Origin of the sequence: Salinisphaera sp. SPP-AMP-43, assembly GCF_049568105.1 — a bacterium.
Classification (GTDB): domain Bacteria; phylum Pseudomonadota; class Gammaproteobacteria; order Nevskiales; family Salinisphaeraceae; genus Salinisphaera.
Genome location: NZ_CP145335.1, coordinates 324752 through 336125 on the forward strand (window position 1 = coordinate 324752; position 11374 = coordinate 336125).

The window sequence follows — 11374 nt, forward strand, 5'->3', positions numbered from 1 at the left end:
GGCCTGGATTGAGGGGTTGTATGCGTCGGTTTCGTGTTATCAGCATCGCGCTGCTGGTCTGTATCGGGCTGGTCGGCTGCGGTTCCGATAACGACGGCTTCGCCAATCGCCTCCAGCCGGCGATCCAGTCCGACGGCACCAAGGTCATGCGTTACGGCAATGGCTCGGAGCCGGGTTCGCTCGACCCGCACAAGGCCTCCGGTGTGCCGGCCTCCAATGTGCTGCACGATCTCTACGAGGGGCTGGTGATCACCGGCGACCATGCCCAGATCGTGCCGGCTGCGGCTCAGTCCTGGGATATTAGCGACGACCGGCTGACCTATGTCTTCCATCTACGACGCGATGCGAAGTGGTCGAACGGCAAGCCGGTCACCGCCGGCGATTTCGTGTTCAGCCTGCGCCGCAGTGTCGATCCGAAGGTGGCCTCGCCGTATGCGGATATCCATTCGCCGATCGTCAACGCCGATGCGATCATCAACAACGAAAAGGATCCCGATACGCTCGGCGTGAAGGCCTTGGATCCGCACACCCTGCAGATCCGGCTCAAGGAGCCGACCCCGTTTTTCCTCAAGACTCTGGCGCATCCGAGTAGCGACCCGGTCTATCCGCCGGCGGTCAAGAAATGGGCCGATTCGTTTACCCAGCCAGGCCATGCCGTAACCAACGGCGCCTATACCATGAAAGCTTGGCGGGTGAACGAGCGGATCGTGCTCAAGCGCAACCCGTATTACTGGGACAATGCGAATACCCGGGTCGATCAGGTCGAGTTCTATCCGATCGACGATGCGAAATCCGAACTGTCGCGCTATCAGGCCGGCGGTCTGGACTGGACCTATCGCGTGCCGCCAGCCACGATCGGCGCGCTCAAGCGCCATCTCCCCGATCAGTATCACTCGATACCGACGCTCGGCATCGCCTATCTCGGGCTGAACATGAGCCGGCCGCCGTTCAAGAACAGCCGCAAGTTGCGCCTGGCGCTGTCGATGGCCCTGGATCGCGACGTGATCACGCAAAAGATCCTGCGCGGCGGCGAAAAGCCGGCCTATAGCCTGGTGCCGCCGTTCATCAACGACTACGATCCGGTCACCTACCAGTGGAAAGACTGGTCGGATGAGCGCCGCGAGGCGATGGCGCGCAAGCTGTATCACGAAGCCGGCTATTCCGAGGCGCATCCGCTCAAGGCCGAGTATCTCTATCCGTCCGGCGGCCAGGGCGAGACTGTCGGCATCGTGGCCGCGGCCATGTGGCGACGCGTGCTCGGCGCCGAGGTAACACCGATCAACCAGGAATGGCGGGTATTCATCCAGAGCGCCCGCGAAGGCTACGACACCCAGATCTTCTGGGGTGGCTGGATCGGCGACTATGAAGACCCGAACACCTTCTTGTCGGTGTTTAACTCGTCGACGCCGCTGAATTACAGCCAGTACGACAGCTCGACCTACGACCAAGCCCAGACGCGATCCAGTCATACGCCCGATGGCCCCAAACGCCGGGCCTTGATGCACAAGGCCGAGGCCACGCTGTTACACGATGCGCCGATCATCCCGGTGTGGTTCTGGACCAACCATCATGTGGTCAAGCCCTATGTGAAGGGCTTTAGCGGCAACGCCCTGGACAACTACTACACCAAGAATTTCGACATCGTGCCGGCCGGGGCCGGTGAGCAGACGGACGCCAAGGTGGTCGACGATGCGCAGTGAGTGGTGCCTCGCCCGCCCAGCCTACCGAGGGAGTCGCTAGATGCTGGCCTATACCATCAAGCGATTGTTGGGTGCGATTCCCACGATCTTCATTCTGCTGACCCTGACCTTCCTGCTGGTGCATCTGGCCCCGGGGAGCCCGCTGGATACCGAACGGCCGATGCCGGCCGAGATTCGGGCCAATCTCGAGGCCAAGTATCATCTCGACGAGCCGCTGATCCAGCAGTACGGGCGTTATCTGCTCAATATTGCCCAGCTCGATTTCGGCGCCTCCTACCAGTACAAGGACACATCGGTGAACGATCTGATCGCCACCGGTTTTCCGGTCTCGCTGGCGGTTGGCGGTTTTTCGTTGCTGTTCGCGCTGCTGCTCGGGGTGCCGCTGGGGATGCTGGCGGCCGTACGCCAGAACAAACTGGCCGACTACGGGGCGATGGGGCTATCGCTGGCCGGTATTTCGATACCCAACTTCGTGCTCGGCCCGCTGATGATTCTGGCCTTCGCGGTCTATAACGACTGGCTGCCGGCCGGCGGGCTTGGCGGCTGGCAAAACTATGTCATGCCGGTGCTGGCCCTGGGCACGATGTATCTGGCCTATGTCACCCGCCTGATGCGGGCCTCGACCATCGAAGTGCTGCGTTCGCCGTTCATCCGGACTGCCCGTGCCAAGGGGCTGTCCGAATGGCGGGTGTTTTTCGTGCATGTGCTGCCGGCGGCCATGCTGCCGGTGGTGTCGTTTCTCGGGCCCGGGGCTGCAGCGATTCTGACCGGCTCGGTCGTGGTCGAGCAGATTTTCGGCATTCCCGGGCTGGGGCGGTTTTTCGTGACCGCGGCGCTTAACCGCGACTACACGCTGGTGCTCGGTATCACGCTGTTTTACGGAATCATCATCATTTTCTTCAATCTGCTGGTCGATGTGCTGTATGGCTGGCTGGATCCGCGGGTGACGTACTGATGCTGGGCCGCAAGCGCAAAGCCATGGAAGCCGCCGCCGAGCAGGGCAACAGCCTAGGGCGCGACGCCTGGCGCCGGCTGCGGGCCAACAAGGCCGCGATGGTCTCGCTGGGGCTGTTGATCCTGATCAGCATCGCCGTGGTCGTAGGGCCGTGGCTGTCGCCGTACAACTATTTCTCGCAGGACTACAACGCCATCTGGCAGGCGCCGAATCTGGCCAACGGCCATTTCTTCGGCACCGACCGGGTCGGCCGCGATCTGTTCGTGCGCAGCATGACTGGGGGACGGATTTCATTGATGGTCGGCATCGTGACCACCCTGGTCAGCCTGATCATCGGGGTGAGCTACGGCGCGATCGCCGGCTTCGTCGGCGGTCGGACCGATTCGATCATGATGCGGGCGGTCGATATTCTCTATTCGCTGCCGTTCATGTTCTTCGTGATCCTGCTGGTGGTGTTTTTCGGCCGGAATCTGTTTTTGCTGTTCGCCGCGATCGGTGCGGTCAGCTGGCTGGATATGGCGCGTATCGTTCGCGGCCAGACCCTGACCATCAAGCACCAGCCCTATATCGAGGCGGCCCGAATGTCGGGCGCCGGCATGGGCCATATCCTCGCGCGCCACGTGGTGCCGAATCTGCTGGGGATCGTGGTGGTCTACGTCACGCTGACCATCCCACAGGTGATTCTGTTCGAGTCGTTTTTGAGCTATCTGGGGCTCGGTGTGCAGCCGCCGGCGACCTCCTGGGGCGCGTTGATCAACGACGGCACCGGCGAAATGGGAATCGCCCCCTGGTTGTTGATCATCCCCTCGATCTTTCTCGCCGTGACTCTGTTCTGCTTCAACTTCATCGGCGACGGCCTGCGCGACGCGCTCGACCCGAAGGACCGCTAACGTGCTGCTCGACGTCAACAACCTGAAAATCGATTTTAAGACCCACAGCGGCTGGATCGATGCAGTCCATGATCTGTCGTTTTCCATCGAGCGCGGCGAGTCGGTGGGCATCGTCGGTGAATCCGGCTCGGGCAAGAGCCAGAGCGTGCTGGCGCTGATGGGGCTGCTGGCCGATAACGCCCGCGTTTCCGGTTCGGCCCAGCTGGCCCCGGAGAAGGCGGGCGGCCAGCCGGTCGAGCTGGTGGGCGCCAAATCGCGGGTGCTGCGACGGGTGCGCGGCGCCCGCGTGGCCATGATCTTCCAGGATCCAATGACCGCGCTCAATCCGCATCTCAAGATCTCGACCCAGATGGTCGAGCTGCTCAAGGCCCACCGTGGCATGGGCCGGCGCGAAGCAATGAAAGCGGCCATCGAGATGATGGAGGCCGTGCGCATTCCCGAGGCCGCACGGCGAATCAAATACTATCCGCACCAGTTCTCGGGCGGCATGCGCCAGCGCGTGATGATTGCCATGGCGCTATCTTGCGAGCCGGAATTGCTGATCGCCGACGAACCGACCACGGCCCTGGATGTCACGGTACAAGACGAAATCCTGGACGTGATCGGCGAACTGCGCGAGCGCACCCATACGGCCCTGCTGTTGATCACCCATGATCTGGGCGTGGTTGCCGGCCAGTGCAGCCGGGCGTTGGTCATGCGTGCCGGCGATCTGGTCGAGCAAGGCACGATCGAACAGGTCTTCGAACGGCCCCAGGCACAATATACCCGCGATCTGCTGGCTGCGATCCCGCGCTTGGAAGGCTAGGGCGGGTCAAGGTTTCGTGCGAGACCTGGTCCCCAAGGATTGCGCCCCAAATCGCCTTGGGCCGTGTCACGAGCCGTGATCGTGGTACGCCCAGAACTGGCGGCTCGCGCCTCGACGGCCACGATTTGGGGCAGCACCGCGGCGCTCGGGCGACACCTCAACAGGCCCTAAAGCCGGGCAGCCCTTATGGGCCACTCACGGCGCGCAGGCGGGTTTTCCGATCAGCGGCCGGCGGGCGGCTGTTAAGATCGCGATAATACGTGCGCGTGCCGACCAGCACGGCCTTCCCCGAAATAATGGACTCCAGCAGCATGACCAGCCGGCAGCCGAGGCAGCGGTCTGAGCGCCGCCTGTCGCAACGAACCCAGGCAATGCATCGATGAATCTCGGCGACGACGTTATCGCGGCCATCGAATTCTGGGTGCCGATCGCGATTGTCGTCGGGAGTGCGCTCGCCGCTGCCCTGCATGCCCTGTTGACCCGCGAAACCCCGAGCAGCGCCTTTGGCTGGATCGGCGTGTCGCTGCTGTTTCCGCCGCTCGGTCCGCTGCTCTACTACATGTTCGGGGTCAATCGCGTACGGGTTCGGGCTCGGCGTCTGGATCGCGATTCGCGCCACGGTCTCGGTGCCCATCGGCCCGGGGCAGATGCGGCCCTGCGCGATTACGACACCTATGTGCTCGATCGCCGGTTGGGGCTGGCCGCGGCTGGCGACCGGCTGTCGGCCTGGCCGGTCGTGGAAGGCAACCGGGTCGAGATGCTCAACAACGGCAACGAAGCCTATCCGCAGATGATCGAGGCGATCGATGCGGCCACCGGCTTCGTCTATCTGACCACTTATATCTTCGAGACCAACCAGGCCGGCCGGCGATTCATCGACGCGCTGGCCCGGGCCGCGGTGCGTGGCGTGGACGTGCGCGTGCTGATCGACGGGGTCGGCGAATGGTATGCGCTGCCCGGCCGGCGTCCGGTGCGCATGCTCGAGGATGTAGGTGTGACCGTGGCTCGATTTCTGCCGCCGCGGCTGTGGCCGCCGTCGTTGCAGCTGAATTTGCGTAACCACCGCAAGATTCTGGTGACCGATCGCGGTATTGCCTTCACCGGCGGTATGAACATCGGCGATCGGCATGTCGTCTCCGGCAGTGCCGGCGTGATCGACATGCACTTCAGCCTGACCGGTCCGATCGTGCGCCAGGTCGAGGCCGTGTTCCTGTCCGACTGGGCGTTTGCCACCGGCCGCCAAGACATGACCAGTTCCCGGATCCAGACCGAGCAGGGCAGCGCGGCCTGCCGTGCGGTCGAGAACGGGCCGACCCGGGATATCGAGCGCCTGAACGTGCTGCTGGTGACCGCGGTGACCAGCGCCTATGAACGGATCCGGATCGTCACGCCGTATTTTCTGCCTGGGCCGGCTCTGGTCGGTGCGCTGCAGGCCGCAGCCCTGCGTGGGATCGAGGTCTCGATCGTGCTGCCCGAGGCCAACAATCTGCCGTTCGTGGCCTGGGCTGCGCGCCACGATCTGGGCGAACTGCTAGAGCGCGGCGTGAATATCTATTTCCAGCCGCGGCCGTTCGCCCATACCAAGCTGTTTATCGTCGACGACGATTATGCGTTGATTGGCTCGCCCAACGTCGATCCGCGCAGTCTGCGGCTGAACTTCGAGCTGGCCGTGGAACTGTTCGACGAGGCCACCGTTGGTCGTCTGTCCGAACACGTGGCTAGCCTGGTCGAGCGTAGCCGGGTCTATACCCATGCTGATCTGGCCTCGCGCGGCTGGTTGGCGCGGGTCCGCGATTCTTTTTTCTGGCTGTTCTCGCCCTATCTATAGATCGGCCGACAGCTGGCGGGCGCTCAGCCGATCGCTGCCGAGCCGGTGCGCTCCAGTGCATGGCCGAGCGGCTGCGGTAGGCCGATCTGCATTTCGACCGGCCGATGATCGGACAACAGCGTATCGATCACCCCGGCCCGGTGTACCGGCAGGCTCGGCGAGGTCAGGATATGATCGATGCCGCGGCGTGGCCGCCAGCTCGGGAAGGTGGCCAGCAGGCGATCGTAGACGCGGAGTCCGCTGGCCGCCAACGCCGGATCAGCCAACAGATCGTGGGCGCTGCAGTTGGTGTCGCCCATCACGATGACGTGTTCGTCATCGGCGATCAGGTCGCAGATCGCGGCCAACTGCTGGCTGCGACTGCCCGAGCCCAGCGACAGATGGGTTACGACCACGGTCAGACTGTGGTCTGGGCTGCCGAAGCGGGCGATCAGGGCGCCGCGACCGGGCAACCGACCAGGCAGTTTGTGCTCGGTGACCGAGAACGGCTGATAACGGCTGATCAGCCCCAGACCGTGCTGGGCGACCCGGCCCAGATCGCGGTTGACCTGGACCCGCCAATAGGCAAAGCCGGACTGTTCGGCCAGCGACTGAATCTGGTTCACATAGCGGCTGCGGCGGCTGCCGGCATCAATTTCCTGCAGCCCGATGATGTCGTGTGCACTGAGCAGTTCGCCGATCCGGGTCAGGTTGTCGCGCACGCCCTGGCTGGGCAGCACATGTCGCCAGCCGCGAGTCACATACTCGCGATAGCGCTTGGTGCCAACCCCGACCTGCATGTTGAAGCTCAAGACCGACAGGTCGGCAGGCGGTGCCGAACGACTCATGATTCACCTTCGTTTGGCTGGCAACCGGCCGGCATGCCCGCGGCGGATGCGCCTGGCCCGCTTCTTGTATGCCGGCGGGCAGCCAATGATAAGCAAACCGCGTTCCGTTTCATGCATCGGGCCATCGGTAGGGCCGGCTGGGCGATTGGGTCCGGCCAGCGTACCATCGGCCTCTCGGAGTTTTTGTGAGTCGACCCCATATGCCCAGCGAATCGGTGCTGACTGCCGACGATATCAAGGTTCATTTTCCGCTACGCGCCGACTGGCCGTGGCAGAAGGCCCCGGTTCTGCGCGCAGTGGACGGCGCCAGCCTGGCGCTTTCGGCCGGTCATACGCTCGGGCTGGTCGGCGAATCCGGCTGCGGCAAGTCGACGCTGGCGCGGGCGTTGACCGGGCTGGCCCCGGTTACGGCCGGGCGGCTGCATCTGGGCGAACGCGATATCACCCTCGGCTCGACCCGCGACTGGCAGGCCCTGCGCCGCGACGTGCAGATGATCTTTCAGGACCCGTTGGCCAGTCTCGATCCGCGCATGACGGTCGGCCAGATCATTGCCGAGCCGCTGCATCATCTGCGCCGCGATCTGTCGCGCGAGGAACGCCGTCGCCGGGTCGCCGACATGATGGACCGGGTCGGCCTGTCCCAGGCCCAGCTCAATCGCTATCCGCACGAATTCTCGGGCGGTCAGTGCCAGCGTATCGGGATCGCCCGGGCGTTGGTGGTCGAGCCTCGGGTGTTGATCTGCGACGAACCGGTATCGGCGCTGGATGTCTCGATTCAGGCGCGTATCGTCGAACTGCTGATGGAGCTACAGCGCGAAACCAATGTCGCGATGCTGTTCATCGCCCATGATCTGGCGGTGGTACGCCAGATCAGCGACGACGTCCGGGTGATGTATCTGGGCCGGCTGATGGAGCAGGCGCCTTCGGATGCCTTGTTCGACGCGCCGCGCCACCCCTATACCAAAGCGCTGCTGTCGGCTGTGCCGCGGCCCGATCTGGCGGCCGAACGGGCGCGTCAGCGTATTCGCCTGCCCGGCGATCTGCCGTCGCCGGCCAATCCGCCGTCCGGCTGTGTGTTCCGCACGCGCTGCCCCTGGGCACAGCCGGATTGCAGTGAAAGCGTGCCCCAGCCTAGAGCGTTGAATGGCGGCCTGGTGGCCTGCCACCATGCGGAATCGATCGACGCCGCGGCATTGGCGCCGGCCTGAGTCGCCCGTCATGCAGGTGCGCAGGATCGGGCGACGGGCGCTGATAGCGATCGCCATACTGGCGGTCGTGGCCTTGCTGGGCACGGCGCTGGTTCGATTCTGGTGGGCACGCCACGGGGCCGGCTGGACGCATGACCCAGAAGATGCCGCCTGGGTGTTGCCGGCCGCTTCCCAGCAGCTCATCGAGCGCGCCTTTGCCGATGCCGACGATCGGCCGGTACTCGATCGCCGTGCCCTGATCGTTTCCCGCGGGCAGTTATCCGGGCCGGGGTTTTCCAACGACAGCCGGGCCAATGGCCGGGCTGGTCCGAGCATTGCGGTGTGGCTATCGCGGCGCCTGCGCGATGAGGCCGCCGGCGTGGTGCGGCCCGAGACCGCAGATGCCGACTATGTATCGCGTCTGGTGCGCCAGATTCGAGCGATGCCGGGCCCCTATCGCGCCCGGATCATGGCACGCGACGGCGTATTCGACGACCAGGGCGTGCCGCGTATCGACAATGCCGAGCCGACGGTCGCCAACGCCTATGTCGCCTGGTTGGGCCAGCGTGCAGCCCCGCTGTTGGCGCCGGTGGTATCGATCCATCCACAGCGCCCGGATGCCGACCAGGCACTGGTGAAGTGGGCAGCCAAGGGGGTCGACGAAATCGTCTGGTGGCCGGTGCGCCAGCGTATCGATCCGACCGGCGCTGCCGCGAAGGCCGCCTACAAGGTCATGGCCGAACACGACATGCGGCTGGTCATCTCGGTGGGTCAGCTGCGTAATGCCGATGGCGAGAGCCGCTGGATTGCGCCCGCGGCGATTCGGCCGGCCCTGAAAGCCGGCGTTTCGGTACGGCTACGCCTGGGGCGTGCCCATGGCGCCGAGGACCAGAACCTGATGCCAGCCCTGTTTCGGTTGCTGCGCGAAACAGGCGACGACGAAGTCGATTTGACCGTAAGCCTGGCTGGACTGTTGACCGGCGACCGGCCGGGCACCGAACTGGAGCCGCTGCTCGAGCATCCCCAGTTCTTTGCTCGGCTGCGCTATGCCAGCGGCTATCCGCGAATCGCACGGGCCGGGGCGATCGATCTGGACCGCTTGGCGGCCGAGGGTTTTATCGCGCGGGCCGATGTTGCCCCGCTGGCCGCGATCTACGACGTGAATCCGTTGTTGTTCACCTTCGTGGTGATGCGGCATGTGCATTTGCCGGGCACCGGGTTGGCCTTGCCAGACACGGTGTTTTTTGGCCCGGCATCCGACAGCGATTGAACGACCAGCAGCGGGCCGGAGCCGATCGTATCCAGCTTTCTGGCCGTCGCCAGATTCAACAAGGCATGCAAAACAGTGGCGGCCAATACAGCCTTGCCCACCGCCGGCCGCGGCGACCGTCATAGACGACGGGCCAGGCGCTACCGCTCAGATGGTAGCGCCTGTTTTGGGGGGCTGTTGGAAGGTCGTATGAGTCGCGACCAGTGTTTCCTGGAAAAGACGATGGCGAGCCGATGAGACGTCGCGAACGATAACGTCGAAGAGCGGCACAACAGCGCGCGCCCCATCGAGGCAGGTATGTAGAATCAGCCATGGCGCCCGCGGCGTCGCGTGTTTGTGGTTCGGCGAGGACATGGCCCGTGCGCCTTGCACAACACAGAGGGCGAACGCCAAGGCGGCGCTCGTACCACAGCACGACAGGCCTTGGGCCGGTAAGCCGCCGCCTCACATCCGGCCAGGACTTTGAGGCCAGCTCGAACGCCGAAGACACGGTCCGCGGTCAAGTCGCATACAAAAAAGCCGACAGCGTATGCACTGCCGGCTCAATCACGGCCTTCAGCAGCAATCCAAGCGTTTGGATTGAGCCTTGGTCATCCGTTTTTAGAAGCGACGCGGACCGCGGCCGCCACCACCGCCGCCGCTACGGTTTTCGCGCGGGCGGGCTTCGTTGACGCGCAGGGTTCGACCCTGCAGGTCCTTATCGTTCATGCCTTCAATGGCTTCCTTGGCGGCATTGTCATCGGGCATTTCGACGAAACCGAAGCCGCGCGAACGCCCCGTCTCGCGATCCATGATGACTTTCGCGGAGGAGACTTCTCCGAACGCTTCGAAGGCGGCGCGCAGGTCGTCGTCCGTGGAGTTCCACGAAAGGTTGCCGACGTAAATATTCATCTCAACTGATCCTAGCTAACAAACATGTGCCATTAACTTGAAAACCGTCCGGACTCGTCAATGACACCAAACTAAGACCAGCGGAGCGCAGCACGACGGCCACCTGATTTCGGAGTCTACAGAACTTAAGCCGGCCCGCAATAGCCTTTGTCAAACCGGGCGACGAGCGGTGTTACGGGTGGCGGCAATTCGGGTGATGATCGGTTTGCTGGTATAGCTGCATGGCATGATCCATATGTGAGCTAAGCGCCTGTATCCGATTATCGTTGGACGGATGAGTCGACAGAAATTCGTTGGGTTGTTCGCCGTCGGACGCCTTGCTCATGTTCTGCCAAAGTTGCACAGACTCACGAGGATCGAAGCCGGCGCGGGCCATCAATTCCAGGCCGATCACGTCGGCCTCGCTTTCCTGCGCGCGCGAAAACGGCAGCAGAATGCCGACCTGGGCGCCGACGCCGAGCGCCGACATGATCGCCTGGCTGCCGGCGCCGCCGGCGCCACCCAGAAAAGCCGACAACACCGACAGCCCGCCCTGGGTCGCATACTGCTCGGACATGCGTTCGTTGGGATGCCCGGCGAGTACGTGGCCGACTTCATGGCCGATCACGGCTGCAAGCTGGGCGCCATTTTCGGTCACCGGCAACAGCCCGGAATAGACGCCGATATTGCCGCCAGGCAGAGCAAAGGCATTGACCTGGTCGGATTTGAAGACCGTGACTTGCCAGGGCCCATCGGCGGCCTGCTGTACGCCCTGGACCGAGGTAATGGCGTTGGCCACGCATTCGACAAAGCGATTGGCGGCGGTGTTTTTGTCGACCTCGGTTTTGTCTTTGAGCTGGGCATAGCTCTGGTCGCCCATCGCCGACATTTTCTGTTCGCCGAACAGTTTGAGCTGGTTGCGCCCAGTCGGCGAGGTCGCGCAGCCGACCAGTACGGCCGACAGCAGACAGAGCATGAGCGCACGAAGGATAAAACGCGGCATGGACGGGTCATCGGTCGATAGTTCGACCTGAGATTACCA

10 protein-coding genes are annotated in these 11374 nt (G+C 63.7%); 7 read left to right on the forward strand and 3 right to left on the reverse strand.

Features of this window, described 5'->3' with window-relative positions:
• Positions 1–20 precede the first annotated feature (20 nt).
• From V5738_RS01340 to cls, 5 genes are all read left to right on the forward strand, one after another.
• Positions 21–1700 carry a peptide ABC transporter substrate-binding protein gene (locus V5738_RS01340; RefSeq protein WP_423822598.1) on the forward strand — a complete coding sequence of 560 codons (1680 nt, stop codon included), beginning with the start codon at positions 21–23 and terminating at the stop codon, positions 1698–1700.
• A gap of 40 nt (positions 1701–1740) precedes the next feature.
• Entirely contained in the window at positions 1741–2655 is a 915-nt protein-coding gene (locus V5738_RS01345; RefSeq protein WP_423822599.1) for an ABC transporter permease, read from the forward strand.
• The gene (locus V5738_RS01350; RefSeq protein ID WP_423822600.1) at positions 2655–3545 is read left to right on the forward strand and encodes an ABC transporter permease subunit; all 891 of its coding nucleotides are present in this window, start codon (positions 2655–2657) and stop codon (positions 3543–3545) included. Before V5738_RS01345 ends, V5738_RS01350 begins: the two co-directional genes overlap by 1 nt.
• 1 nt (position 3546) lies before the next feature.
• Positions 3547–4350 (forward strand): ABC transporter ATP-binding protein, encoded by an 804-nt coding sequence (locus V5738_RS01355; RefSeq protein WP_423822601.1) that lies wholly within the window; start codon positions 3547–3549, stop codon positions 4348–4350.
• A gap of 379 nt (positions 4351–4729) precedes the next feature.
• Positions 4730–6178 (forward strand): cardiolipin synthase, encoded by a 1449-nt coding sequence (cls, locus tag V5738_RS01360; RefSeq protein WP_423822602.1) that lies wholly within the window; start codon positions 4730–4732, stop codon positions 6176–6178.
• 23 nt (positions 6179–6201) lie between these two features.
• Here the strand turns inward: cls and V5738_RS01365 are convergent, their stop codons facing one another.
• On the reverse strand, positions 6202–7005 hold the full coding sequence (locus V5738_RS01365; protein ID WP_423822603.1) for an endonuclease/exonuclease/phosphatase family protein: 804 nt from the start codon (positions 7003–7005) through the stop codon (positions 6202–6204).
• 200 nt (positions 7006–7205) lie between these two features.
• Between V5738_RS01365 and V5738_RS01370 the strand changes: the two genes are divergently transcribed.
• Positions 7206–8213 carry an ABC transporter ATP-binding protein gene (locus tag V5738_RS01370; RefSeq protein WP_423824221.1) on the forward strand — a complete coding sequence of 336 codons (1008 nt, stop codon included), beginning with the start codon at positions 7206–7208 and terminating at the stop codon, positions 8211–8213.
• A gap of 10 nt (positions 8214–8223) precedes the next feature.
• Positions 8224–9462, forward strand: coding sequence for a hypothetical protein (locus V5738_RS01375; RefSeq protein ID WP_423822604.1), 1239 nt, complete (start codon positions 8224–8226; stop codon positions 9460–9462).
• Positions 9463–10062: 600 nt separating this feature from the next.
• Here V5738_RS01375 and V5738_RS01380 read toward each other — a convergent pair.
• Positions 10063–10353, reverse strand: a complete 291-nt coding sequence (locus V5738_RS01380) for an RNA recognition motif domain-containing protein (protein WP_423822605.1) — start codon at positions 10351–10353, stop codon at positions 10063–10065.
• Positions 10354–10525: 172 nt separating this feature from the next.
• Positions 10526–11335, reverse strand: coding sequence for a M48 family metallopeptidase (locus V5738_RS01385; protein ID WP_423822606.1), 810 nt, complete (start codon positions 11333–11335; stop codon positions 10526–10528).
• Positions 11336–11374 lie beyond the last annotated feature (39 nt).